Source organism: Stenotrophomonas rhizophila (assembly GCF_001704155.1).
GTDB lineage: Bacteria > Pseudomonadota > Gammaproteobacteria > Xanthomonadales > Xanthomonadaceae > Stenotrophomonas > Stenotrophomonas rhizophila_A.
In genome coordinates, this window is record NZ_CP016294.1 from 654,521 (window position 1) to 679,543 (window position 25,023).

Here is a 25,023-nt window from a genome sequence, read left to right on the forward strand (position 1 = left end):
CGATCGATCACCGCGCGCTTGCCAGGCAGGGCCTGGCACTACCGTCATGGGTGCTGCACGCCATACGGGCTACGCTGGCATCTTCGAGATATCGACGGAGCCGTGCATGCGCCTGATCAAGATCCTGCTACCCACGTTGATGCTGGCTGCGTGCAGCCAGCCCACGCCGCCGGCCAATGAAGCGGCGGCGCCCTCGACATCGCCGCCGGTCACCGCGCCCACGGCCGCCGAGGATGCGCCGCAGGCCGGGTTGTCACCGGATGCGGTGGAGCCCAGCACGGCGGCCACGCCGGATACGGCTCCCCCGGTAGCGGGGACCGATTCGGCGGCGACGCCTGCGGATGCATCTGCCGAAGCCGAGGGTGGCGCACGCGAGCGCATCACCAAGCTGCTGGGGGATGCCGCCCCGTATGAAAGTGTGTTCAACGAACTGCAGCGTGGTGTTGCCGCAGGTGACCGTGCCGCGGTGGCCGGGCTGATGCGGTACCCGGTGCGGGTCACCATTGCTGGCAAGAACCAGAAGGTGGCTGATGCCGCCGCTTTCCAGCGCGACTACGACAGGATCGTGACCCCGGCGTTGGCGACGCTGATTGCCGAGCAGAAGTTCGACACCTTGTTCGTCAACTGGCAGGGCGTGATGCTGGGTCAGGGCGAGGTGTGGATCAACGGCACCTGCCTGGACAAGGAATGCACGAAGAGCGACGTCAAGGTCAACAATATCGGACAATGACGCATGCCTTCGTTGGAGGTCATGCGTTACCGGATGTTGATGTCGCAGCGGCAGTCGTTTGGGAACCGACCCTACCCCCAGCACCGCCGACCGGGCCGGTTGGGCCGGACGGGACTGCGCGCTGGTAGGGTCGCATCCCGATCGACCGCCGTGGCATTGCCCGCGTTCGGTAATGGCATGAACGCCGGCGGGGAAGGCCGGGCATCGCCCGGCGCTCCCACCTGCATCACCCCTTCGGGGTGAGCTTCAACAGCTTGCCCTTGCTGCCATCTTCCAGCAGCCAGATCGCGCCATCCGGGCCCTGTTCCACTTCGCGGATGCGTTCGCCCATCAGGAAGCGCTCGGCCTCGCGCGCGTTGTCGCCGTCGAAAGCCACCCGCACCAGCGAAGTGGACGACAACCCGCCGATGAAGCCGCTGCCGGTCCACTGCGGGAACAGCGTGCCGCTGTAGATGATGAAACCGGCCGGCGAAATCACCGGGGTCCAGGTCACCTTCGGCGCGGCGAATTCCGAGCGCGTGCTGTGGTCGGGAATGTCACGGCCGTCGTAATGGTTGCCGTTGGACACGATCGGGTAACCGTAATTGGCCCCGCGCGTGATCAGGTTCAACTCATCGCCACCGGCCGGTCCCATCTCGTGCACCCACAGCTTGCCGCGCGCATCGAAGGCGATGCCCAGCGCATTGCGATGGCCCAATGACCACACCTGCGTGGCCACGCCCCCCTGGGAGGCGAACGGATTGTCGGCCGGCACGCTGCCGTCGTCGTTGAGGCGGATGATCTTGCCCAGGTTGCCGGACATGTCCTGCGCCGGATCGAACTTCTGTCGCTCGCTGGAGGTGATCCACAGCTTGCCGTCCGGTCCGAAGGCCAGGCGGTGGCCGTAATGGCCCTTGCCTTCCACCTTCGGGGTCTGGCGCCAGATCACCTTGAAGTCTTCCAGCGTGCCGCTGCCATCGGCGGCCAGCACCAGCTTGGCGCGGCCCACGGCGGCACCGCGCGTATCCTTGTCGCCTTCCTCGGCGTAACTCAGGTACACAAAGCCGTTCTTCGCGAAGTCCGGGTGCGGCAGCACATCCCCGAAGCCGCCCTGGCCGCCGTAGGCCACCTTCGGCACGCCGGTGATCTCCGCGCTCTTTCGGGTAGTCAGGTTGAAGTGCTTCAACCGGCCTTCCTTCTCGGTCACCAGCAGGCTGCCATCGGGCAGGAAGCTCATCGCCCAGGGCTGGTCGAAGGTGGCAAATTCGGTGGCGGTGAACGGCCACTGCGCCTTTTCCAGCGCGGGCGCGGAGGCCGCCCCGGGCGTATCGGCGGCCACGCAGGCGGTGGTGAACAGGGCGGGGGTGGCGGCGAGGGCAAGGCTGAGCAGCAGGCGGCGGGTCATGGGAAATCTCCGGAAGGGGACGCGAATGGCCAGCCGTTGTTGTACACCATGGCCATCAAGGGGGCGTGGACCATACGTCACCCCCGTAGGCGGGTGCGGGGGAATCGGCTACCGTAGGCGCCATCAAAAGGGAGTTTGAACAATGAAGCCTCAGGTCACCAAACCGTCTCCGGCGTTCATCGCCGCCTCGTGGACCGCACTGCTGCTGGGTGCCGTGGCGTACCTGGTCGGCCTGTTCAACGCCGAAATGGCACTGAACGAAAAGGGCTACTACCTCACCCTGCTGCTGTTCGGCCTGTTCGCCGCCGTGTCACTGCAGAAGAGCGTGCGCGACCGGGTGGAAGGCATTCCGGTGAGCAGCCTCTACTACTCGCTGTGCTGGTTCGCGCTGCTGGTGTCGCTGTTGCTGCTGCTGGTGGGCCTGTGGAACGCCACCCTGCTGCTCAGCGAAAAGGGCTTCTACGGCATGGCCTTCGCGCTTAGCCTGTTTGGCGCCGTGGCCGTACAGAAGAACACCCGCGACCTGATGGCCGCGGGTGATCGCGAGATTCCGCCGATTCCGCGCGCTGAATAAGCCAAGCGGGATTGTTTGATCGGGATGCAACCCCGGCAGGGCGCATCCCGTTCTGGGCGCGCGTCGCTTCAGGTACCGCGCGGGACGCCCTTGTCCAAGTGGGACTGGTGGAGTGCGGTGGACTCGTCCCAGCCGCGACGGACCGCGTTGCGGGCCTGCGCCCAGGTCAACTTGCTGGTGGCCTGTTCCCGTGCCCAGCGCGATTCGAGTTCGGCTTCCACCTGCTCGTAGGCGTCGATCATTTCATCGGCGCGGGTGCGGGCGTGGCGGGAGCTGTAGCCGAGATAATAGGCCGGCTCGTAATCCTCGAACGCCAGGTCACTGTCGTAGTACGGCTCGGCGCTGAAGCGCTCGCGCCAGTAATCCGAGACCGCTTCGCGCGGCACGCCGTCTTCCGGCACCCGGCCGGGAATCTGGTAGTCAGGGCTCATGTGGGGCTCCGGTTGGGTGAGGCTTCAACCTACCCAAGAACCGGTTAACGCGGCGGGCGCGTGGGGTGAATGTTGGATCAAGGAGCGACGCCCGTCATCCTTCCTGTTTGCGCGGCAACAGGTAGATCACCCCGCCCACCGCGAACGCGATCAGCGCGGCGGCGATGTTCTGCCAACTTGCGCTGGCAAACAGCGCCAGGCACAGCACCAGCGCCAGGATCGGAATCAGCGGGCCGCCGGGCAGCTTCAATGCGCCGGGGCGGTCGCGGAAGCGCCGCGCCAGCACGATCACGGCTGCCGCCGTGCCGATGTACGCAAACAGGCGCGTGGTCATCGACAGCAGCGCCAGCTGCACGAACGAGCCGGACAACGCCAGCACCAGCGCGATCAGGCCCTGGGTGATGATCGCCGCCGCCGGCGTGCGGAAGCGCGGGTGCACCTGCGCCAGCAGCTTCGGCCCGTAGCCATCGCGCGCCAGGGCGAACAGGAAGCGCGGGCCCATCATCATCGTGTTGCTGTTGGTGCCCAGGATGGAGATCGTCGCGCCCACCGTGAGGATCAGGGCCAGCGCCTCGCCGCCAAAGCCGGCGGCAGCATCGGCCAGCGGCGTGGCCGAATCGGCCAGGCCCGGCAGCGTGCCCTGCGCGATGAACTGCACCGCGCCGTAGATCACCGTCACCGTGATGATCATGGTGATCAGCGCGAACGGAATATCGCGGCGCGGATTGCGGTACTCACCGGCCGCGGCCGGGATGTTCTCGAAGCCCGCATAGGCATACAGCAGCAGCAACGCCGCCTCGCCCATGCGCTGCAGGTCGTGCGGGTCCGGTCGGGTGCCGGAGAAGGCCAGGTCGGTATCCACGTAGAACGCGCCGATCGCCACGAACAGCAGCAGCGGCAGCATCTTGCCGATCACCAGCACGATCCCGGTCCGCGCCGCCGAGCGCACACCGGCGACGTTCACCGCAGTCAGGAACCCCAGCGAGGCCACGATCACCAGCACCCGGCCCACATCGTGCCCGGCCCAAGGCCAGAACCGTGCCACCGCATCGGCCAGCGCGTTGCTCAACGCGGCCGCCGAACTGATCCGGGTCAGCCAGATCATCCAGCCGATCTCGAACCCGGCAAAGCGCCCGAACGCCTCGCGCGCATACAGGTAGCTGCCGCCGGGTTCATCGAAGTAACTGGCCGCCTGCGCGTAGCAGAGCACCAGCAGTGCCACCACGATGCCCGCTGCCACCACGCCCCACAGGCTGAACGGCCCCAGCAACAACACCGTCGCGGCCGGCAGCAGGTAGATGCCGCTGCCGATCACATCGTTGATCGACAACCCCACGATCTGCCAGCGGCTGACTGCGCGTTCCAATTGCGGTTCGGGCGCGGCGCTCATCGTGCGGCCTTGGGCAGGGCCGGCAGCTGCCAGTCCTGCTGCAGCCGCTGGTACTGCGCGCGCGGCAGCAGCACGAACACCGGGCGCTGGGCCGGGTCCAGCCAGGCCAGCAGGCCGCGCATGTGTTCGGGCTGCATCGCCGTGCAACCGGCGGTGGCCTCACCCGGCGTGCGCCACAGGTGCGCGAAGATGCAGCTGCCCCGGCGCGGTTCCGCGTTCGGGTTGTGCTCGATCACGAAGCCCTCGCGGTAGCGCACGTCGCCCTTGTTGTGCAGGTCCAGCCGCATCGGTTCGGTGGAGCCTTCCACCGCATCGGCACCCACGACGTCGGCATCCACAATGCGGTTGTAGTACTTCGAATCCGGTACATCCATGCAGTAGCTGCTCTCCAGCATCGGCTGGTAGGGCATCGCGCTGGCTACCTTCGGCGCATAGCCGAACGCCGGGCCGATCCTGAACATCCCGGCCGGGCTGCGGCCGTCGCCCTCCTGCTTCACCGGCTCGCCCGGCTGCTGCGGCCCACTGCCGTCCGGCGCGGGCGCTACGCCCACGCCCCAGGCGCTGCCGTTGCGGCCCACCGCCACATCGAACGCGGCGCCATGCGGCTGCCAGCCCTGCGCGGTGCGTGCATAGGCCTGCAGGCGGCCCTGGGTGGCATCCCAGCCGTCGGTGGTGACCACGATCATCTGGCCGTTGTCCAGCAGCGGCGTGGCCACGGGGGTGAGTGCCGACGCGGGCAGGGCGCTGGCAACCAGCACGGTGGCAAAGGCGGTACGCAGCAGCGACAGCATCGGGTGCACTCCGGGAATCAGGTGTCGATCAGGTGTTCGATCCGTTCCAGGTTCACCCCGAGCTGGCGGTGGCGGTCCGGGTTGGCGTGGCAGAGCAGCACGAACACGAAGTCCAGCAGCGACTGCAAGGCAGAACGGTACAACAGTTGTGCCACGTGCGGCGCCGGATCGTGCGCGCACACCACCAGCGCGCCATCGGCGTGCGCGCGCAGCGGGTTGGCGCTGTGCCGGGTGATCGACACCACCTTGCCGCCCACGTCCTGGAACTGGCGCGAGAGCTGGAACAGCTGCGGCAGCTTGCCGAATTCGGAAAACACCAGCAGTACATCGCCCGGCCGCGCCGCCGAGAGGTTGGCCATCATCAGGATCGGGTCGGCGTGGTGCACCGTAAGCATGCCCAGCAGCGACAGCCGCATCGCGAACTCGCGCGCGTACAGGCCATCGTCGCCCAGCCCGTACACGAACAGCTTGGGCGCGCCGTCGATCAGCTGCACGATCGCTTCCACGTCCGCCTGCGGGTTGGCCAGCCGGGTTTCCTCGTCGGCCGCGGTACGGCTCAGGCGTAGGCGCTCGGCCAGCTGGTCGTAATCGTTGCCCGGCGCGGCGGCCGGCGGGCCGGCGGCCGGATCGTTGCCGGCGCGGGCCACGGCCTGGCCGATGGAATACTTCAGGTCCGGATAGCCCTTGAAGCCCAGCTTCTGGCTGAACTTGACCACGCTGGACTGGCTGATGCCCAGCGCGCTGGCCAGCTGCTGCGACGAGTAATCGCGCAGCAGGTGGGCATTGTCGAGGATGAAATCGGCGATGCGGCGTTCGATTGCCGACATGTGGTCACGCTCGGAGCGGATTTTCACCAGAGGCGGCATGGGGTCATCAAAAAGGGGACGGGGGACGTTACCAGCGCGGCGGCTTGATCATCTCCAACCCGCGCACCTCGGTGATGCCCAGGCCGGGCGCATCGCTGATGGTGATCTCCGACTCGTTGAAATGTACCCCGCCGGTGACCGGATTGAACTGCCCCAGCGACGGGCCGTCCAGGTCCACCTTGGTGATGATCTCGCTCTTGGCCACCGCCAGGTGCACGGCCGCCGCCACGCTGATGCTCGATTCGATCATGCAGCCGATCATGCACGGCACCCCGTAGATGGCGGCGATGTCGGCAATCCGGATCGCGTTGGACAGCCCGCCGGTCTTCATCAGCTTGATGTTGATGATGTCGGCCGCGCGCTGCTGGATCAGGTCGAACACCTGGCCCGGGTTGAACACGCTCTCATCGGCCATCACCGGCGTGTTGACCCGGTCGGTTACGTACTTCAGCCCGCTGATGTCGGCCGCCTTCACCGGCTGCTCCAGCAGTTCCAGCACCACCCCGGCCTCTTCCAGCGTGCGCATGGCGTGCACCGCCTGCTTGGCGGTCCAGCCCTGGTTGGCATCCAGGCGCAGCAGGGCGCGGCCCTGCACGGCGGCGTGGATCGCCTTCACCCGCTCGATATCCAGCCCGATGTCCTTGCCGACCTTGATCTTCAGCGACTCGAAGCCACGGTCGATCGCCGACAGCGAATCGGCCACCATCTTGTCGATGTAATCCACGCTGATGGTGATGTCGGTGGTGATCACCGGGTCGCCACCGCCCAGCATCTGGTACAGCGGCGCCTTGTGCAGCTGCGCCCACAGGTCGTACACCGCGATTTCCACCGCCGCCTTGGCGCTGGTGTTGCGCTCCATCGACGACTGGATCAGCGCGCAGTTGCGGTTGAGTTCGGCCACGTCCTGGCCGACCAGGCGCGGCTTGATGAAGGTGTTGATCGCCTCGATGATCGAACCGTGGGTATCGCCGGTGATCACCGCCGTGGCCGGCGCCTCGCCATAGCCGGTGTGGCCGGTGTCGGTGCGCACCAGCACCACCACGTCTTCCACCGTATCCACGGTGCGCAGTGCGGTCTTGAACGGGGTTTTCAGCGGCACGCGCAGCATGCCAAGTTCAATGTCGGTGATTTTCATCAAGGAGTCTGGGGCCGGATGCGCTGGATGTTGGTGATGCGATCGATGTAGCTCACGGTGTCGCTGGCCATCATCGGCTGCAGCGGAGTCACCGAAACGCCGTTGAGGTGGGCCTGCACGCGATTGCCGTCGGGGCCGAACCAGCTGCCGCCGGCGGTGTCGTGGATCATCCACGTCTGCCCGTCGAGCTGGCCGATGGTGACCATCACGTGGCCGGGAATGTAGACCAGGTCGCCCACCTGCAGCTGCTGCACGGCCGCGTTGCGCCTGGCCTTGCCGTCCTTGTCGCTGAAGGCGATGCGGTCCAGCGCCGGGCTGACTGCCTGCGCGCTGGTATTGCGCGGCACCAGCACGCCGAAGCTGCGGTAGATCTCGGACACGAAGCCGCTGCAATCACGCGTGTCGTACGAATGGCCCCAGCCGTAGCGCTCGCCCAGGAACTTGAACGCCTGGGTGAGCACGTTGCGCGGGGTCAACGGCAGGTAATCGCTGGCTGTGTCCTGCGAACGCGGCAGCAGCGCCGGCACCAGCGCCAGCGTGCCATCGGCATTGCGCACCGGCAGCTGCACCACGTGCGCGGCGTGCGCCTGCTGGCCGTTCACGGTCTGGTTGAGCGGCCAATCGGCCAGCACCGGCACGCGCACGCCCATCTCCAGCTGCAGCCGCGACACGCGCGGCTCTTCCGGGGTGAATGCGGTGAAGGCGGTGGCGCCGGTCACCACCCGGTAAGGTCCGTGCTGGCCGTAGCCGAACACGGTGTCCGCGCTGCCAATGCCAACGAAGCGCTTTTCAATCCACGCCGAATAGCGCTCGCTGGTGACGAACAGCCACTGGCCGTCCGCGCTTTCATGCAGCACCGCCACCGCGTCGCCGGGGAACAGCGCCGATTCCTGGAAGCGGTCGATATCGGTATCGCCCTGCGCGGTGAACACCCGCAGCGCGGTGGGGAACGCACGCAGCGCCGCGCGGTGGGTCACCAGCCCGTACTGCAGCGGGCGCTCGGCGGGAATGGCCGCCAGGGCCAGGTTCGCCTCGATGGCGGTACGCGCGCTGGCGGGAATCGGCTGCTCGTCTTCGCCGAACAACGGCTTCGTCGGCCAGCGCGACAGCGCCTGGATGTCGGCCAGCACCCGCGCACGGGTCAGCTGGGCGGGGAGCGCGCGCAGGTCATGGATGGAGTCGTCTTCAGCGCGCATCCGCGTGTTCTGCGCGGCAATGCCGGCGCGATCCAGCATCACCCGGTCGGCATCGGGCAACCGGGACGCCCAGAACGCCGGGTCGAGGTAGGCCTCGCGCAACCCGGTAACGCCGCCGAATGCCGCCGGCGGCGCAAAGGGCGCGTCGGCCCAGGTCGCGCCGGCGGGCAGCAGCGTCAGCGCCACCAGCAGGGCGCGCGCCAGCCACGCAGGCCGCGCGGGGCGGCGGGGGGAAGCCTGGATCATGGAGCGGTCACCCTCCTCGAAAGCGTCAGGAATATTTATTCCTTTTTCCGGCGAAAGCAAGAATAAATTATTGACCACCTGTCAGGCCCGTGTTACACAGCGATTACCACCTGCACCTTGGGAAGTGTCGCCGTGGATCTGCCCGTACGCAAACCGCGTTCTCCTGCCTCGACCTTCGCCCGGCGCGCCGCAACGGCGTGCCTGCTGCTGGGCATTGCCTCGGCCGGGGCACAGGGTCCGGCGCTGGATGCGGTGGTGGCGCAGATCGACCACGGCGATTTTGCCGCTGCCGATGCCCGCATCGCTGCGGCCATCAACGACCCCGCGCTCAGCGCAGAGGCACGTGCCGCCTATGCGTTCCAGCGCGAGCGGATGCGCCGCATGCGGCTGGACTTCACCCTGGACGAGGCCGCCGCCAAGGCCCTGGTGCGCAAGCAGATCCCCGACCTGCGCGATGACGAGTTCGCGCGCTGGGATGCCGCCGGGCTGATCGAACACCTGGATATCGACGGTGAACGCCGCTACTTCAAGCGCGCGCCAGCCAACCTGTTCCGCGTCAGCGCCGAAGCCAAGGCACGCCGCGCACCCAACGTCCCACTGCCGGTGGATGGCCCGTACGAGAACCTCGCCCCGCACCATGAAGAAGTAATCGCGGCGGCCAAGGCCAGCGGCACCCGCAGCGTGGTGCCGCGCCGTGTGGAAGTCACCCAGTCGATCACGGTCAAACCCGATGCCGTGCCCGCCGGCGAGCTGCTGCAGGCATGGATTCCTTACCCGCGTGCCATTCCTGGCCAGCAGGAAGACATCAGCTGGATCGGGCCCAAAAGTGGCGCGGTGATCGCGCCCGAAACCGCCCAGCAGCGCACCGTCCACCTGCAGCAGAAGGCCGTGGCAGGCAAGCCGACCCGCTTCGAGATCCGCTATGCCGTCACCGTCTACGCCCGCCACATCGATATCGATCCGGCCAAGGTGCTGCCCACGCCGGCCGATGCGGCGTTGCAACCCTACCTGGCCGAACAGCCACCGCACGTGGTGTTCACCCCGGCGCTGCGCGCGTTCTCACAGCGCGTGGTCGGCAATGAAACCAACCCGTACCGCATCGCCCAGAAGCTGTTCGACGCGGTGGACCAGATCCCGTGGGCCGGCGCCCGCGAATACTCCACCATCTCCAACATCAGCGATTACGCGCTGCACGCCGGCCACGCCGACTGCGGCCAGCAGACGCTGCTGCTGATCGCGTTGCTGCGCCTCAACGGCATTCCCGCGCGCTGGCAGTCCGGCATGGTCTATTCGGACGACGCGGTGGGCTACAACAACCTGCACGACTGGGGCGCGCTGTACCTGGCCCCGTATGGCTGGGTGCCGATGGACGTCACCACCGGCCGCCTGCAAAGCGCAGACCCGGCGCTGCGTGACTTCTACTTCGGCGGGCTCGATGCCTACCGCATCGCCTTCAACGACGATTTCCAGCAGCCGTTCCAGCCGGCCAAGCAGCACCCGCGCTCGGACACCGTGGATTCGCAGCGCGGCGAAGTCGAATGGTCCGGCGGCAACCTGTACTTCGATCAATGGAATTACGACTTCCAGTCGCACGTGGTGCCTGCCACACCGCGGTAGCACCCCACCGTTGGTGGGGTGATCAACATTAATTTTTCACCCTTGAAGGAGAGAGCAGGGAATGAAAGCGAACGGTTTGAAGCGGGCGGCGCTATGCGTCGCATTGGGTGCGTGTTTCGGCAGCGTGCTGCCAACGGTTGCATACGCACAGGCAGTCAGCGGTGCGGTGGCCGGCCGGGCCAGCGCCGGTGACCAGGTCACCGTGGTCAGCAACAGCACCGGCCTGACCCGCACCGTCACCGCCAGCGCCGATGGCAGCTATCGCCTCGGCCAGCTGCCGGTGGGCGATTACCAGCTGCAGCTCAGCCGCGACGGCCAGAAGCTCGGCGACCCGGTGGCGGTCAGCGTGGCTATTGGCGGCACCACCACGGTGAACCTGGCCAGTGGCGGCGGCGTGGTCAACCTCGATGCCCTGCAGGTGGTCGGCACGCGCGTGGTCAACCGCGTGGACGTATCGACCACCGAAACCTCGTTCAACGTCAACCGCCAGGAACTGCAGCGCCTGCCCGTGGCGCAGGACCTCAGCGCGGTGGCGCTGCTGGCGCCCGGCGTGGTCGGCGGCAACTCCACCTTTGGCGGCCTGTCCTTCGCCGGTTCGTCGGTGGCCGAAAACGCGGTGTTCATCAACGGCCTCAACGTCACCGACATGTACACCCGGCGCGGCTTCTCCAGCGCACCGTTCGCCTTCTTCAGCGAGTTCCAGGTCAAGACCGGGGGCTACTCGGTGGAGTTCGGTCGTTCCACCGGCGGCGTGATCAACGCGGTGACCCGTTCGGGCAGCAACGAACTGCAGGGCGGCGTGGAAGTCACCGCCGAACCCAGCGCGTGGCGCTCCAGCGGCCGTGACCATTTCCACCGCGACGGCACCGCGCATTCCTATGCCAGCCGTGACGACAGCTCCTTCTTCAAGACCAATGTCTGGGGCTCGGGCGCACTGGTGCAGGACAAGCTGTTCCTGTTTGCCATGTACGAAGACCGTAACGACCATGGCCACAACACCTCCAACGACGCGCTGACCTGGTTCAAGAACGAAGCCAACAACGGCTTCTGGGGCGCCAAGCTCGACTGGAACATCACCGACAACCACAGCCTGGCCCTGTTGGCGTTCTCCGACGAAGGCGATGTCACCAACGGCTCCTACAACTATGACTGGGACGAGAACCAGATCGGCGGATGGGGCGGCGATTCGGTGACCGAAAGCGGCGGCCGCAACTACTCGGCCACCTACACCGGGCACTTCGGCGAGAACTTCACTGCCCGCGCCATGGTCGGCCAGAACAACCAGCGTGCGTTCACCAGCTCCTCGCTGGATGAAGCCTGCAGCCCGGTGTTCACCGACCCCAGCTATGCCTCGCGCCTGGGCCAGCTCAACGGCCTGCGCCCCGGCTGCCACCCGACCGGCGCTGCCGTGGCCGAGCGCGACGACACCCGCGACGTGGCCCGCCTGGACTTCGAATGGCAGCTCGGCCGCCACCTGCTGCGCTTCGGCGTGGACCGCGAGCTGATGACCACCGAGCAGTCCACCCGCTACCCGGGCCCGACCCAGCTCAGCTACACCGCCTACGTTGCCCGTCCCGGCGATGAAGTGTGGGATGGCGCCAACGCCTTCGTGCCGCCGGGTGTCACCGAGATGCTGCGCGGGCGCAACCGCGTGTCCGGCGGTACCTTCGAAACCGAAGCCAACGCCTTCTACCTGGAAGACATCTGGAACGTCACCAACAACCTCATGCTCAACCTGGGCGTGCGCTGGGACCGCTTCGAGAACCGCACCGCCGATGGCAACGCCTTCATCAAGATGGACGACCTCATCGCACCGCGCGTGGGCTTCTCCTGGGACGTGAAGGGTGATGCCACCACCAAGCTGTTCGGCAACGCCGGCCGTTACTACCTGCCGGTGACCAACAACATCAACGTCAACTTCGCCGGCGGCCTCACCGACGAGTACTCCTACTTCGTGTTGAACGGCTGGCAGCAGCAGGCCAACCCGGTCACCGGTGCGCCCTACATGGCACCGATCATCGGCCAGCAGATCGGCCCGGTGGATACCCGCATGAACACCGGCGCGGCCGACCTGCGCCAGAGCGTGGACCGCGACCTCAAGGCCGTGTACCAGGATGAATACATCCTCGGCTTCCAGAGCATGATCAACCAGGCCTGGTCGTGGGGCGTCAACGCCACCTACCGCACCATGGACCGCGCGCTGGACGACATGCGCCTGAACTACACTCCGTGCGGCCCGACCGGCACCACCCTGTGGCCGATCGCCAATCCGGGCGAAAGCCTGACCATCTGGGGCGACTCCAGCATCGGCTGCACCACCGAAGGCTGGATCACCATCGATACCGCCAACAGCGGCTACCGCAAGGGCGGCAGCGGTGAAGTGGTGGGCTACTCCAAGCCCAAGCGCACCTACAAGGCACTGGAATTCCAGATCGATCGCGCATGGGACGAGAAGTGGCTGTTCAACGCCTCCTACCTGTGGTCGCGCAGCGACGGCAACTTCGAAGGCCCGGTCAACTCCGATACCGGCTACGGCGACACCGGCATGGTCCAGCACTGGGACCACCCGTCCAACAACGAACGCTATGGCGTGCTGTTCAATGACTTCCGCCACCAGTTCAAGCTGCGCGCTGCCTACGCGCTCAACGAACAGTGGTCGTTCGGCACCACGCTGCAGGTGCAGTCCGGTGGCCCGGTCACCGCCTTCGGCGTGATGTGGCCCAACGACACCGTCGCTGGCGGCAGCACCTCCAACGAAAGCGGTGGCGGCGGCACCGGCTGGCTGTGCGTGGCCAATTGCTCCGGCCCGTACGACCAGCGCCAGTTCGAATACACCCCGCGCGGTGCCTATGGTCGCCTGCCGTGGACCTGGACCATGGGCGCCAATGTCACCTGGCGCCTGCCTGTGGAAGGCATCGACCTGAGCGCCCGGCTGTCGGTGTTCAACCTGTTCAACAACCAGACCGTCATCAACGTCCACCAGCGTTACGAAGCCCAGCCGGGCCAGTACCGCGAGAACACCTTCAACACCGGCACGCGCTGGCAGGCCCCGCGCTACACCCAGCTGATGGTGACCTGGAACTTCTGATCGACAGCGCGGGGGACGGCAGGTCCGTCCCCCGCCGATACGGTAACCATGCACACCCCTCCGTTCCGATCCACAACGCTGCTGCTGTCCCTCGCCCTGGCGGCCGCATTGCCTGCGTCAGCGGCCGTCCCGTCCCCGTTCACCCCGATGCTCGACAGCACCGTCGAACACCACCACCTGCCCGGCATCGCCATGGCGGTGGTCGACAACGGCCAGGTGGTATTCACCGGCACCCGTGGCGAACGCCGCGCTGGCAGCGGCGAGCCGATCGACGCCGACACCCTGTTCAAGATCGCCTCCAACAGCAAGGCGATGACCGCCGCAGTACTGGCGCGGCTGGTCGACCGTGGCCTGCTCGCCTGGGACGACCCGGTGACGAAATACCTGCCGCAGTTCCGCATGCACGACCCGTGGGTCACCCAACACATGCAGGTCCGCGACCTGCTCATCCACAACAGCGGCCTCGGCCTGGGTGCGGGCGACCTGATGCTGTGGCCCGAACCCAATGCGTTCACCCGCGCCGACATCATCGCCGGCCTGGAACATCTCAAGCCGGTGACCAGCTTCCGCAGCGGCTATGCCTACGACAACCTGATGTACGTGGTGGCCGGCGAAGTGGCGGCGGCTGCCGGTGGCAAACCGTATGACCAGCTGCTGCGCGAGGAAGTGTTCATCCCGCTCGGCATGACCCGCTGCCAGGCCGGCACGTGGTCAGTGGCGAAGGTGGACAACGTGGCGCAACCGCATGCCCGGCGCGGGAGTGGCAACGTGGTCGTCAACGCCGACACCGACATCGCCCCGGACCTGACCTCGATGGCGGCCGGCGGCATCCGCTGCAGCCTGCGCGACATGACCCGCTGGATGCAGGTGCTGCTGGATCCCACGCGGGTGCCTGGCTGGCTCAGTGAACCCCAGCGCCGCGCGCTGTGGACCGCGCACATGCCCATGCCGCTCGGCGAACGCCAGCGCCGCTGGGACAACGCGCACTTCTCCGCCTATGGCTACGGCTGGCGCCTGTCGGACATGGACGGGCAGTGGAAGGTCGCCCACACCGGCACGCTGTCGGGCATGTATTCCTCGCTCGCGCTGCTGCCGGACCGCAAGGTGGGCGTGGTGATCCTGATCAACGGCGAAGGCGAGGACGCGCGCACCGTGCTGATGCAGGCCGCGCTGAAGCACTACACCGCCCCGGCGCAGAAGCAGACGGTAGCCAGCTACGCCGCGCAGTTGCAGGCCGAAACAGCCAACCGCCATGCGGCGGGCCATGTGCGCCCCGATACGAGCGCGCGCAAACCCGTAGAGCCACGCCATGCGTGGCTGGGCAGCGCCGACCATCCCGCAGCCACGCAGGGCGTGGCTCTACGCGGTGGCGACCATCCCGCAGCCGTGCAAGGCCTCTATCGCGACCCCTGGCTGGGCCAGGCCCGCCTCTGCCCGGAAAACAACACCCTGCGCTTCAGCGTGGACAAATCGCCCACACTGCGCGGAACCGTGATGCAGCTCGATTCCCGCTGGCTGGTGCAGTGGGATACCCTCGGGGCGGATGCAGAACCCTGGCTGCAGGTGGAGCCGGGCACCCCGCCCACGCTCCGCCTGAGCGCGATCGATCCGGATATCGACTTCAGCTATGACTACCAGGACCTGCACTTCACCCGCATCGGCGATTGCCCTTAGCCTGCTGCTCGCCGCGGCCGCACCGCCGGTGTCGGCCCAGCCGGTGCACATCGCCCTGGTGCGCACCGCCGAACAGGCCGGCCTGGTCGACATCACCACGCTGGCGCCGGATATCAAACTCGACATGCGCTACGCCGGCAGCAACAACTTCACCGGCCGCCCGGTGCCCGGCTACGAAGCGCCCAAGTGCTTCCTGCTGCGCCCGGCCGCCAAGGCGCTGGCCGAGGTGGAAGCCGACCTGCGCGCCAATGGCTACGGCCTGCAGCTGTTCGACTGCTACCGCCCCGCACAATCTGTGCGGGCGTTCGTGGACTGGGCCAACGACCCGCTGGAGCAGTCGCGCAAGGCGCAGCAGTACCCCAGCCTCGGCAAACCCGCGCTGCTGGGCGGCTATATCGCCGAAACCTCCGGCCACAGCCGTGGCGCCACCGTCGACCTGGGCCTGCTCGACTGCCGCAGCGACCCCTGCAGCGTGGTCGACATGGGCACCGATTTCGACTTCTTCGGCCCACGCGCGCATACCAACGCGCCCGACATCACCCCCATCCAGTACCGCAACCGCCAGACCCTGCTGCAGGCCATGCAGCGCCAGGGCTTTGCCAACTATCCGCAGGAATGGTGGCATTTCACCCTCACCCCCGAGCCCAGCCCCACCACGGCCTACGACGTGCCGGTGCGCTGAGCCCCTGCGTCCGGTCGGCGCGCCGCTACAATGCGCGCTCACCGAACCCACGGATCACGATGAACCTGCCGCTGCACTTTGGATTGCTGGGCACGCTGGAAGCCGGGCTCATCGCCCTGCTGGTCGGCCTGCTGGTGTACGCACTGTGGCACCGGGTGTGCCGTTGGGCGGGGTGGTCCGACGGGCATGCCATTGGCTGGGCCTGCGTGATGTCCGTGGTCGCATCCGCCGGCATCGATGCCTGGAACCTGTTCTACATGGGCATGATGCGGCTGGAGTCGCCGCTGTATGCACGCCTGTTCCTGGCCACCATCCACGATCCGAACGAACTGGGCTCGCGCGTGGTGATTGAAGTGGCTGGTGCGCTGGGCGGTGTTGCACTGGGCTGGCTGATATTCAGTTCCCGCTCAGGCGAAAAAAACGCCAGCAACCCCTGAGTTTTCGTTCGCATCCGGTTAAATCCGGGCCCATTGAATGATCGTCTTACCAACCGCTCACCTGCGCGTAACCGCAGGGGTAACGGAGCGCTGCGCGCGTGTGGTTAAGACGGCGTGCGCAGGCCGGTTGCAGGGCAAGGTCGATTCACAAACGGGGTGTCAGTGTGGGGCCGTGCGGAAAACAACGAGCCGCGCAACATCCCACAAGGAGACCACCCAATGACTATTCGCAACCGCAAGCCCCTGATCGCCCTGATCGTCGCCGCCGGCAGTGTTCTGGCCATTCCGGCGATGGCACAGACCGCACAGCAGAGTGCCGCGCAGGCCCAGACCCAGGCCGCGCAGGCCCAGCAGTCGGCGGCACAGGCAGACCAGGCGGCAGATGCGGCCACCGGCGCGGCCGCCCAGGCCTCGGCGCAGGCCGGCGGCGGTGGCGGCCAGACCTGGGCCAGCGTCGATACCGACGGTGACGGCGCCATCAGCAAGAGCGAGGCCCAGGTGAACGCCGGCCTTGCCCAGGTGTTCGACCAGGCCGACACCAACAAAGACGGCAAGCTCACCCCGGACGAGTACAAAGCCTACGTCGCCGCCCAGCAGGGCGCCGCAGCCGGCGGCAACGCCGCCCCGGGCCGCTGACCACGCAACTGCCTGAAACCGCTGGACAACGGTGAATGGCCTGGAAGGGCGGCTTGGGCCGCCCTTCCTTCTTTTGCGCTTGGTATCCTTGCCCGATGATGACCTCCATGCCCGCGCCCACCGGCGCCATCGGTCTGGTCGGTTTTGACGGTGACGACACGCTGTGGAAGAGCGAGGACTATTACCGCAAGGCCGAGCAGGATTACCTCGACATCCTGTCGCGCTACATCGACGTGCACGACACCGCCACCGCGCGCCACCTGCTCGAAGTGCAGCAGCGCAACCTCGGCGTGTTCGGCTACGGCGTCAAGGGCATGACCCTGTCGATGCTGGAAGCGGCCATCGAGATCACCGAAAAGACCATTGCCGCACGCGACCTGCAGCTGATCCTCGACATCGGCCATGACACCCTGCGCCACCCGGTGGAGCTGATCGATGGCGTGCGCGAGTCCGTCGCCGAAATCGCCCGCGAGTATCCAGTGGTGCTGATCACCAAGGGCGACCTGTTCCACCAGGAAGCCAAGATCAAGGTCGCCAACCTGCGTGACCTGTTCCCGCGCATCGAGATCGTGTCCGAGAAAGATCCGGAAACCTACGCGCGCGTGCTCGGAGAGTTCGACCTGCCGATGGAGCGTTTCGTCATGGTCGGCAACTCGCTGCGCTCGGATATCGAACCGGTGGTCACCCTGGGCGGTTGGGGCATCCACACCCCGTATGCGGTGACCTGGGCGCATGAAACCCAGCATGGCGTGGCTGCCGATGAGCCGCGCATGGTCGAAGCGGCCACCGCGTTCGACTGGCCGCAGGCCCTGCGCGCCATTGAAGCCAAGGCGGGCGGCTGAACCGGTGAAGCGCCTGCGCCTGCTGCTGGTTGCCCTGCTGCTGTGGCTGCCGTTGCTGGCGGCCGCGCAGCAGACCCCGGAAAAATCCCAGGCTTACCAGGTCCACACCGGTGACGCCTGGGTTGATGACCAACTGCAGGACATCAACCACTACGCCGAGCGTTACCCGGAGAGCTTCCTCGACGAGGTCGCGCGCTACGCCAGTGTCCCGCGCGATTACATCGCTGCGCTGTTCTACACCCATGGCTGGCAGGCGGGCGACATCTACTTCGCCTGCTTCTGGGCCAAGGCCACCGAGCGCTCCTGCCGGGACGCCGTGCAGGCCTGGTCGCGCTTCGTGCCCGACGAAGGCGAAGACAAGCGCTGGGCCGACGTGGTGACCAGGATGCCGGTCACCCCCAGCAACACGCATTGGCGCACCCTGCGCCACGCCATCGTGGCCAGCCACGACCACTGGGACCGCCCGGTCACCCTCGACGCCACCCTCAAGCGCCAGCTCGGCGACCGCGCCCAGCGCGACAAAGCCGCTGCTGACGCCGAAACCAAACGCGCCCGCTGACCCTCCAGGCCCCATCTGCGAATGCTGCTGTGCACCTCGCCCGGTACGGCCCACCTCGGCGACAATGGGTACCTGCTGTTCCCCGTGATCCGTTGCCGAGTACGTAATGAGCGCCGACCGTTTCGTTTCACCCGACGATATCCGCAGCCTGTTCGCCCAGGCCATGTCCACCATGTACCGCACCGAAGTGCCGCTGTACGGCACCCTGGTCGACCTGGTGGCCGAGATCAACGATGCCGTGCTCACCGACGACCCGGCACTGGCCGAGCAGCTCGAGCGCAATGACGAGCGCGGCCGCCTGGCGCAGGAGCGCCACGGCGCCATCCGTGTCGGCACCGCCGAGGAGCTGGCCACCCTGGGCCGCCTGTTCGCCGTCATGGGCATGTACCCCATCGGCTACTACGACCTCTCCGTGGCCGGCGTGCCGGTGCATTCCACCGCCTTCCGCCCGCGCACCGCTGCCGCGCTGGCCGCCAACCCGTTCCGCGTGTTCACCTCGCTGCTGCGCCTGGAACTGATCGAAGACGAAGCCCTGCGCGAAGAATCCGCGCGCATCCTCGCGCGCCGCCGCATCTTCACCGATGACGCGCTGGCGCTGATCGAGCAGGCAGAACGCGAAGGCGGCCTGGACCAGTACGATGCCCGCCGCTTCGTGCTGGCCGCACTGGAAACCTTCCGCTGGCACAGCGATGCCACCGTCTCGCTGGCCACCTACGAGGCATTGAGCAACGCCCACCGTCTGGTGGCCGACGTGGTCAGCTTCCGTGGCCCGCACATCAACCACCTCACCCCGCGCACGCTGGACATCGACGCCGCGCAGGCCGGCATGCTGGCCCGTGGCATCGATGCCAAGGCCGTGGTCGAAGGCCCGCCGCCGCGCCGCTGCCCGATCCTGCTGCGCCAGACCAGCTTCAAGGCGCTGGAGGAAACGGTGAACTTCCCGCACGGCGAGGGCGGCGATGCCGGCACCCATACCGCGCGCTTCGGCGAAATTGAACAGCGCGGCCTGGCCCTCACCCCGAAGGGACGCGCGCTGTACGACCAGCTGCTGGCCCAGGCCCGCGATGCCGGCGGCGCCGGCAGCACCGGGCAGGATTACCCCACGCGCCTGGCCGCAGCCTTCACCGCCTTCCCGGACGACCACGACACCCTGCGCCGCGAAGGGCTGGGCTACTACCGCTACGCCCTCACCGACGCCGGCCGCGCCAACCCGGCCGCCGTGGGCGACCTGCCGGCCGAAGCGTTGGTCGCGGCAGGGCTGGCCAGTGCCGACCCGATCGTCTACGAAGATTTCCTGCCAGTCAGTGCCGCGGGTATTTTCCAGTCCAACCTCGGCGGCGAAGAACAGCGCGCCTATGCCGCCCATGCCAACCGCGATGCGTTCGAGCAGGCATTAGGCATGAAGGTAGAGGACGAGTTCGTGATTTACGAACGCCTGCAGCAGGAATCGCTCGATAGTCTGCGAATCTAATTGGCAACGGCATGCGCCGGTAGGGTCGCATCCCAATCGACCGCCTTGGAATTTTCCGCGTTCGGTTGTGGCATGACCTCCGGCGGGGACGGCGTTTGTTTTTGCCCGGGGTCATGCGTTACCGGACGTTGCATCGTTATCGGCGGTCGTTCGGGAACCGACCCTACCATCGCGAACAAAAAACGCCGGGAAATCCCGGCGTTTTTCGTTGCATCATCTCAGGCCTTCATCGTCCCCGTATCCAACCACCGCTGGTGCCACGACAACGCTTCGGGCAGCAGGTGCGGAGTGTGCTTACCGTAACTGTCGCGGCTCGCCCGCTCGAAATAATCATTGAGCTGGTCGCGGAAATCCGGATGCGCGCAATTATCGATCACCACCCGCGCACGCTTGCGCGGCGGCAACCCACGCAGATCCGCCAACCCCTGCTCGGTCACGATCACCGAGACATCGTGCTCGGTGTGGTCCACATGGCTCACCATCGGCACGATCGCCGAAATGGTCCCGTTCTTCGCTGTGGACGGGCTCAGGAACGCCGACAGGAACCCGTTGCGCGCGAAATCACCCGAACCGCCAATGCCGTTCATGATCCGCGTGCCCATCACATGCGTGGAATTGACGTTGCCGTACAGATCCACCTCGATCATCCCGTTCATGCCGATGCAGCCCAGGCGGCGCACCAGCTCCGGATGGTTCGAAATCTCCTGCGTGCGCATGATGATGCGCTCGCGGTAGAAATCGATGTTCTCCTTGAACGTCTCATTGGCCTGCGGGCTCAGCGCGAACCCGGTGCACGAGGCATAGCTCAGCACCCCGTCGCGCAGCAGGTCCAGCATGCCGTCCTGGATCACCTCGGTGAACGCGCTCAGGTCGCGGAAGCCGCTCTTGCCCAGCCCTGCCAACACTGCATTGGGAATATTGCCCACGCCGCTCTGCAGCGGCAGCAGGTTGGCCGGCAGGCGACCGCGCGCCACTTCGTGCTGCAGGAACTCGATCAGGTACGCCGCAATCTGCTCGCTGGTCGCATCGATCGGGCTGAACGGGCTGTTGCGGTCCGGGCCGTTGGTGCGCACCACCGCCACGATCTTGTCCGGGTCGCAGCGCAGCGCCGTTTCACCGATGCGGTCATTGCCGTGGATCAGCGGAATTGGCTTGCGGTGCGGCGGCAGCGCCGTGCCGTAGTAGATGTCGTGCATGCCGTCCACGCCGGCCGGCTGCCATTCGTTGACCTCGACGATCACCTTCCTGGCCAGGTCCAGCCAGGTCTTGTTGTTGCCCACCGAGGTGGAGGGCACCAGCGAACCGTCTTCGCGGATCGCCGAGACCTCGATCACTGCCGTATCGATCTCGCCATAGAACCCGAACCACACATGCTGGGCCACGTGGCTGAGGTGGATGTCGATGTAGTCCAGCAGGCCGGCGTTGATGCGGTTGCGCGCGTCCGGGTCGCTCTGGAACGGCATGCGCATGGCGATGCCATCGGCCTTGGCCAGCGCGCCGTCCAGTTCCGGCGCGGTGGACGCGCCGGTCATCAGGCTGATCTGGAAGGGCAGGTTGTCGGCGTGGAAGGCCTCGATGCGCTGGGCCAGCGCCACCGGCACCGCCTTGGGGTAGCCCGAGCCGGTGAAACCACTCATGGCCACCGTTTCGCCCGGCTGGATCAGCGCGGCGGCGGCTTCGGCAGATACAACGCGAGCGCGCAGGCGCGCGTCGGCAATGCGATCAACGGACATGACGACTACGTTATGTGGGGGATATTCATTATCCGCCATCGCACCACCGTCCCGGGTGCGACCAAGGTGGAATGGCGTTCTCCCGGTATATGAGGTCCTATTCAGTTAAATGAGGGCATCTGTACCCGCCAGTATTGTTTTGCAGTGCAGCGTGCAACTTGTTCGCGGAGCCTAGAAGATCGCCCTGCATCCCGACGTGGGGGAGGGAGCAGAGCCCGCTGGCAGTTCGCTGCAAGCGGGCTTTTTTATGTCCAGAATTTGGCAGGTGCCCTCCGGGCGTGGACCCGTTATCGGCGGTCGTTTGGGAACCGACCCTACGCCCGCGCCGCATACACGGACCCCCACACGCACCGTGCCATTCGGGTGCCGCGCGGCCCCATGCATAATCGCCTTATGCCGATTTCCGCCGATGCCGTTCCCGCCGCCCTTGTCCCGCTCGTCGACCGCGCGCTTGCGCGTCTTGCGCTCAGCCTGAACGACTCAGGCAACTGGCCGCCGCCGGAACCGGTCCTCGCCCAGCTCCGCCTGCTCGCCATCACCAGCGACTTCGCCCTCGACACCCTGTGCCGGCAGCCCGGGCTTCTGTCGCAATTGACCCAAACCGACTGCCCGCCGCTGCCGCTCCCGGAACTGGATCCCCAGCAGCCCGCCGACTGGCCGGCGCGCCTGCGCCGCTACCGCACCGCCTGCTCCACCCGCCTGATCTGGCGCGACCTCGAAGGCCTCGACGACGTGCCCGCCACCCTTGCCGGCGCCACCCGCCTGGCCGAGGAATGCCTGGCGCTGGCCCTGGCCGCGCTGGAACAGGAATTCGCCACCCGCCACGGCGTGGTCCGCGCCGCCGATGGCAGCACCCAGCAGTTGGTGGTGTTCGGCCTGGGCAAGCTGGGCGGCGGCGAACTCAATTTCAGTTCCGACGTGGACCTGGTCTACGCCTACCCGCAGGGCGGTGAATCCGACGGCCCGCGCCCGCTCGCCGCCGAGGAATACTTCGCCCGGCTCGGCCAGCGCCTGGCGCGCCTGCTCGATGAAACCACCGTGGACGGCTTCAGCCACCGCGTCGACCTGCGCCTGCGCCCGTTCGGCAGCGCCGGCCGCGTGGCGCTGTCTTTCGCTGGCATGGACCAGTACTTCCAGCGCGAAGGCCGCGATTGGGAACGCTACGCCTGGCTCAAGGCGCGCGCCGTGGCGGGCGACATCGCCGCCGGTGAAGCCTGGCTGCAGACCCTGCGCCCGTTCGTCTACCGCCGCTACCTCGATTTCACCGCGCTCGACGGCCTGCGCGAAATGAAGGCGGCCATCACCGCCGAAGTCTCGCGCCGCGACATGTTCGACGACATCAAGCGCGGCCCCGGCGGCATCCGCGAAATCGAATTCCTGTCCCAGGCCCTGCAGCTCATCCGCGGTGGCCGCGAAGCCAGCCTGCGCGAGCGCCGCCTGCTGCATGCGCTGCCCGCCCTGGTCGCCTGCGGGCAGATGGCGCCGGAGGATGGCGCAGACCTGCTGCACGCCTACCGCTTCCTGCGCCGCCTGGAAAACCGCCTGCAGATGCTGCGCGATGCCCAGACCCACGCGCTGCCCACCGACCCCACCGACCGCCTGCGCATCGCCTGTGGCCTGGGCTACGCCGACTGGGACGCGCTGCTGGCCGCGCTCGATGTGCAGCGCGACCGGGTCAGCACCGAGTTCGCCGCGCTGCTCGCCCCGCGCGCCGGCCAGGCCGCCCCCGATGCGCTGGCCAATTACTGGCGCGGCCTGCCCGACCGCGGCGATGCCGAGGTGCTGGCCAACGCCGGCTTCCACGATCCCAACGGCGCCGACCAGTCGCTGCGCGACTTCGCCCAATCACTCGGCGTGAAGTCGCTCAGCGACAACGCGCGCGCACGCCTCGACCGCGTACTGCCCGCACTGCTGCATGCCGCCACCCGCTCGCCGCAGCCCGACGCCGCGCTCAAGCGCGTGCTCGGCCTGCTGCAGGCCATCCTGCGCCGCACCAGCTACCTCGCACTGCTCGACGAACAGCCCAGCGCACTGGCCAGGCTGGTGGATGTGCTCGCCCGCAGCGCGCTGCTGGCCGAGCGCATCGCCGCCTACCCGCTGCTGCTGGACGAACTGCTGGACGTGCGCGTGTCCGGCCCGATGCCCGATGCCGCCGCCATGCAGGCCGAGTGCGATGCCGCGCTGGCCGTGGACGACCCCGAAGCCGCACTGCGCCTGCTCAATGAAACCCGGCTTGCGCTGAGCTTCCGCATGGCCCTCGCCACGCTGGATGGCCGCCAGCGCGCCGTGGACAGCACCCGCCAGCTCGCCCAGCTCGCGCAGGCGGTGGTGGTCACCGCCTTGGCGATGGCCGATGCGGACATGCGCCGCGCGCACGGTGAAGTGCCGGGCGGCCGGTTCGCGATCATCGGCTACGGCAGCCTGGGCGGGTTGGAACTGGGCTTCGGCTCGGACCTGGATCTGGTTTTCCTGCACGACCACCCGGCCGACCAGGACAGCAGCAACGGCGCCCGCCCGCTCGACCCGGGCCGCTGGTACGCGCGCCTGGCGCAGAAAGTGATGGCGCTGCTGGGCGCGGTCACCGCTGCCGGCCGCCTGTACGACATCGACGTGCGCCTGCGCCCGGATGGCGGCAAGGGCTCGCTGGTGTCCTCGCTGGCCAGCTACACCGAATACCAGCGCGAGCGTGCCTGGACCTGGGAACACCAGGCGCTGGTACGCGCGCGCGGCATTGCCGGTGACGCCAGCCTGCTGGCCGATTTCGAACGGATCCGTGCCACCACGCTGGCGCGCCCGCGCGAGCGCGAGGTGCTGTACGCCGACGTGGTGAAAATGCGCGGCCGCATGCGCACCGAACTGGACCGCAGCGATGCCGCGCGCTGGGATCTCAAGCAGGGTGCCGGTGGCATCGTGGACCTGGAGTTCCTGCTGCAGACCGGCGTGCTGGACAGCGCCGGCACGCACCCACAGGTGCTGGAGCCGCGCGACACCCCCAGCCTGATCGACCAGCTGGCCGGCATCGCCTGGCTGCCCGGCGGCACGCGCGACGCGCTGCACGAAGCGCATGCCGCGCTGTTGGACGTAGGGTTGGCCTGCACCCTGGACAGAAGGCCGCGCCTGGCGGTCCTGACCCCCGCGTTGGAAGAAGCCCAACGCGTAATCACCGCCACCTGCGAAGCAGCAGAGCTACCCTTCGCCGATACCGGCGCAACGACCGGTAACGCATGACCCCGGGCAAAAACAAACGCCGTCCCCGCCAATGTTCATGCCGCAACCGAACGTGGGCAACGTAACGGCGGTCGATAGGGATGCGACCCTACCGCCGAATCGCGGGCAATTCGGCACGGGATACGTGCACTATCGCGGGCAATGCGGCATGGCCGGCAACCGGGATACATGCACTGGTAGGGTCGGTTCCCAAACGACTGCACGTATGGGTGCAACGTTCTGTAACGCATGACCCCGGGAAAAAACAAACGCCGTCCCCGCCGATGTTCATGCCCAACCGAACGCGGGCAACGTAACGGCGGTCGATTGGGAT

20 protein-coding genes are annotated in these 25,023 nt (G+C 67.2%); 12 read left to right on the forward strand and 8 right to left on the reverse strand.

Annotated elements, in window-relative coordinates; genetic code table 11:
• Nucleotides 1-106: 106 nt before the first annotated feature.
• Nucleotides 107-730 (forward strand): hypothetical protein, encoded by a 624-nt coding sequence (locus BAY15_RS02790; protein WP_068854518.1) that lies wholly within the window; start codon nt 107-109, stop codon nt 728-730.
• A 226-nt stretch (nt 731-956) separates the two neighbouring features.
• Here the strand turns inward: BAY15_RS02790 and BAY15_RS02795 are convergent, their stop codons facing one another.
• Nucleotides 957-2,114: a PQQ-dependent sugar dehydrogenase gene (locus BAY15_RS02795; protein WP_068848779.1), complete on the reverse strand. Its 1,158-nt coding sequence runs from the start codon at nt 2,112-2,114 to the stop codon at nt 957-959.
• 142 nt (nt 2,115-2,256) lie between these two features.
• Here BAY15_RS02795 and yiaA point away from each other — a divergent pair, with 142 nt between their 5' ends.
• Nucleotides 2,257-2,688 carry an inner membrane protein YiaA gene (gene yiaA / locus BAY15_RS02800; protein WP_068848781.1) on the forward strand — a complete coding sequence of 144 codons (432 nt, stop codon included), beginning with the start codon at nt 2,257-2,259 and terminating at the stop codon, nt 2,686-2,688.
• Between the two features lie 68 nt (nt 2,689-2,756).
• Here yiaA and BAY15_RS02805 read toward each other — a convergent pair whose 3' ends face one another.
• The 6 genes from BAY15_RS02805 to BAY15_RS02830 form a co-directional block, all read right to left on the reverse strand.
• On the reverse strand, nt 2,757-3,119 hold the full coding sequence (locus tag BAY15_RS02805; RefSeq protein WP_068848783.1) for a hypothetical protein: 363 nt from the start codon (nt 3,117-3,119) through the stop codon (nt 2,757-2,759).
• A gap of 94 nt (nt 3,120-3,213) precedes the next feature.
• Nucleotides 3,214-4,509 carry an APC family permease gene (locus tag BAY15_RS02810; RefSeq protein ID WP_068848785.1) on the reverse strand — a complete coding sequence of 432 codons (1,296 nt, stop codon included), beginning with the start codon at nt 4,507-4,509 and terminating at the stop codon, nt 3,214-3,216.
• Nucleotides 4,506-5,300 carry a L,D-transpeptidase family protein gene (locus BAY15_RS02815; protein WP_068848787.1) on the reverse strand — a complete coding sequence of 265 codons (795 nt, stop codon included), beginning with the start codon at nt 5,298-5,300 and terminating at the stop codon, nt 4,506-4,508. Before BAY15_RS02815 ends, BAY15_RS02810 begins: the two co-directional genes overlap by 4 nt.
• Before the next feature lie 17 nt (nt 5,301-5,317).
• Nucleotides 5,318-6,166, reverse strand: coding sequence for a MurR/RpiR family transcriptional regulator (locus tag BAY15_RS02820; RefSeq protein WP_068848789.1), 849 nt, complete (start codon nt 6,164-6,166; stop codon nt 5,318-5,320).
• Nucleotides 6,167-6,194: 28 nt separating this feature from the next.
• Entirely contained in the window at nt 6,195-7,301 is a 1,107-nt protein-coding gene (locus BAY15_RS02825) for a dipeptide epimerase (protein ID WP_068848791.1), read from the reverse strand.
• Nucleotides 7,301-8,743, reverse strand: a complete 1,443-nt coding sequence (locus BAY15_RS02830) for an SH3 domain-containing protein (RefSeq protein WP_068848793.1) — start codon at nt 8,741-8,743, stop codon at nt 7,301-7,303. The genes BAY15_RS02825 and BAY15_RS02830 overlap by 1 nt, the downstream gene beginning before the upstream one ends.
• 132 nt (nt 8,744-8,875) lie before the next feature.
• Here BAY15_RS02830 and BAY15_RS02835 point away from each other — a divergent pair, with 132 nt between their 5' ends.
• From BAY15_RS02835 to hglS, 9 genes are all read left to right on the forward strand, one after another.
• Nucleotides 8,876-10,360 (forward strand): transglutaminase-like domain-containing protein, encoded by a 1,485-nt coding sequence (locus BAY15_RS02835; RefSeq protein WP_068848795.1) that lies wholly within the window; start codon nt 8,876-8,878, stop codon nt 10,358-10,360.
• 61 nt (nt 10,361-10,421) lie between these two features.
• A complete protein-coding gene (locus BAY15_RS02840) occupies nt 10,422-13,448 on the forward strand; it encodes a TonB-dependent receptor (protein WP_068848797.1) in 3,027 nt (1,008 codons plus the stop codon).
• A 48-nt stretch (nt 13,449-13,496) separates the two neighbouring features.
• Entirely contained in the window at nt 13,497-15,122 is a 1,626-nt protein-coding gene (locus tag BAY15_RS02845; RefSeq protein WP_068848799.1) for a serine hydrolase domain-containing protein, read from the forward strand.
• A complete protein-coding gene (locus BAY15_RS02850) occupies nt 15,076-15,804 on the forward strand; it encodes a M15 family metallopeptidase (RefSeq protein ID WP_068848801.1) in 729 nt (242 codons plus the stop codon). The genes BAY15_RS02845 and BAY15_RS02850 overlap by 47 nt, the downstream gene beginning before the upstream one ends.
• A 59-nt stretch (nt 15,805-15,863) precedes the next feature.
• Complete coding sequence (locus BAY15_RS02855; protein WP_068848803.1) at nt 15,864-16,241, forward strand: hypothetical protein; 378 nt, start codon at nt 15,864-15,866, stop codon at nt 16,239-16,241.
• Between the two features lie 219 nt (nt 16,242-16,460).
• Nucleotides 16,461-16,877 (forward strand): EF-hand domain-containing protein, encoded by a 417-nt coding sequence (locus tag BAY15_RS02860; RefSeq protein ID WP_068848805.1) that lies wholly within the window; start codon nt 16,461-16,463, stop codon nt 16,875-16,877.
• A 95-nt stretch (nt 16,878-16,972) separates the two neighbouring features.
• Nucleotides 16,973-17,719 carry an HAD family hydrolase gene (locus BAY15_RS02865; RefSeq protein ID WP_068848807.1) on the forward strand — a complete coding sequence of 249 codons (747 nt, stop codon included), beginning with the start codon at nt 16,973-16,975 and terminating at the stop codon, nt 17,717-17,719.
• A 4-nt stretch (nt 17,720-17,723) separates the two neighbouring features.
• Nucleotides 17,724-18,278 carry a hypothetical protein gene (locus BAY15_RS02870; protein WP_068848809.1) on the forward strand — a complete coding sequence of 185 codons (555 nt, stop codon included), beginning with the start codon at nt 17,724-17,726 and terminating at the stop codon, nt 18,276-18,278.
• 106 nt (nt 18,279-18,384) lie between these two features.
• A complete protein-coding gene (hglS, locus tag BAY15_RS02875; RefSeq protein ID WP_068848811.1) occupies nt 18,385-19,749 on the forward strand; it encodes a 2-oxoadipate dioxygenase/decarboxylase HglS in 1,365 nt (454 codons plus the stop codon).
• A gap of 218 nt (nt 19,750-19,967) precedes the next feature.
• On the opposite strand, the gene BAY15_RS02880 is transcribed toward hglS, so the two are convergent.
• Entirely contained in the window at nt 19,968-21,482 is a 1,515-nt protein-coding gene (locus BAY15_RS02880) for an acetyl-CoA hydrolase/transferase family protein (protein ID WP_068848813.1), read from the reverse strand.
• Nucleotides 21,483-21,875: 393 nt separating this feature from the next.
• Between BAY15_RS02880 and glnE the strand changes: the two genes are divergently transcribed.
• A complete protein-coding gene (gene glnE / locus BAY15_RS02885) occupies nt 21,876-24,710 on the forward strand; it encodes a bifunctional [glutamate--ammonia ligase]-adenylyl-L-tyrosine phosphorylase/[glutamate--ammonia-ligase] adenylyltransferase (RefSeq protein WP_068848815.1) in 2,835 nt (944 codons plus the stop codon).
• Nucleotides 24,711-25,023: the final 313 nt, after the last annotated feature.

What these genes read in the sequence shown, in the direction of transcription:
- hglS (WP_068848811.1), top strand. Translation starts at nt 18,385, where the DNA reads ATGAGCGCCGACCGTTTCGTTTCACCCGACGATATCCGCAGCCTGTTC.
- BAY15_RS02805 (WP_068848783.1), bottom strand. Translation starts at nt 3,119, where the DNA reads ATGAGCCCTGACTACCAGATTCCCGGCCGGGTGCCGGAAGACGGCGTG.
- BAY15_RS02855 (WP_068848803.1), top strand. Translation starts at nt 15,864, where the DNA reads ATGAACCTGCCGCTGCACTTTGGATTGCTGGGCACGCTGGAAGCCGGG.
- BAY15_RS02845 (WP_068848799.1), top strand. Translation starts at nt 13,497, where the DNA reads ATGCACACCCCTCCGTTCCGATCCACAACGCTGCTGCTGTCCCTCGCC.
- BAY15_RS02825 (WP_068848791.1), bottom strand. Translation starts at nt 7,301, where the DNA reads ATGAAAATCACCGACATTGAACTTGGCATGCTGCGCGTGCCGCTGAAA.
- BAY15_RS02865 (WP_068848807.1), top strand. Translation starts at nt 16,973, where the DNA reads ATGATGACCTCCATGCCCGCGCCCACCGGCGCCATCGGTCTGGTCGGT.
- BAY15_RS02840 (WP_068848797.1), top strand. Translation starts at nt 10,422, where the DNA reads ATGAAAGCGAACGGTTTGAAGCGGGCGGCGCTATGCGTCGCATTGGGT.
- BAY15_RS02820 (WP_068848789.1), bottom strand. Translation starts at nt 6,166, where the DNA reads ATGCCGCCTCTGGTGAAAATCCGCTCCGAGCGTGACCACATGTCGGCA.
- BAY15_RS02810 (WP_068848785.1), bottom strand. Translation starts at nt 4,509, where the DNA reads ATGAGCGCCGCGCCCGAACCGCAATTGGAACGCGCAGTCAGCCGCTGG.
- BAY15_RS02815 (WP_068848787.1), bottom strand. Translation starts at nt 5,300, where the DNA reads ATGCTGTCGCTGCTGCGTACCGCCTTTGCCACCGTGCTGGTTGCCAGC.
- BAY15_RS02860 (WP_068848805.1), top strand. Translation starts at nt 16,461, where the DNA reads ATGACTATTCGCAACCGCAAGCCCCTGATCGCCCTGATCGTCGCCGCC.
- BAY15_RS02795 (WP_068848779.1), bottom strand. Translation starts at nt 2,114, where the DNA reads ATGACCCGCCGCCTGCTGCTCAGCCTTGCCCTCGCCGCCACCCCCGCC.
- yiaA (WP_068848781.1), top strand. Translation starts at nt 2,257, where the DNA reads ATGAAGCCTCAGGTCACCAAACCGTCTCCGGCGTTCATCGCCGCCTCG.
- BAY15_RS02830 (WP_068848793.1), bottom strand. Translation starts at nt 8,743, where the DNA reads ATGATCCAGGCTTCCCCCCGCCGCCCCGCGCGGCCTGCGTGGCTGGCG.
- glnE (WP_068848815.1), top strand. Translation starts at nt 21,876, where the DNA reads ATGCCGATTTCCGCCGATGCCGTTCCCGCCGCCCTTGTCCCGCTCGTC.
- BAY15_RS02880 (WP_068848813.1), bottom strand. Translation starts at nt 21,482, where the DNA reads ATGTCCGTTGATCGCATTGCCGACGCGCGCCTGCGCGCTCGCGTTGTA.
- BAY15_RS02790 (WP_068854518.1), top strand. Translation starts at nt 107, where the DNA reads ATGCGCCTGATCAAGATCCTGCTACCCACGTTGATGCTGGCTGCGTGC.
- BAY15_RS02850 (WP_068848801.1), top strand. Translation starts at nt 15,076, where the DNA reads ATGACTACCAGGACCTGCACTTCACCCGCATCGGCGATTGCCCTTAGC.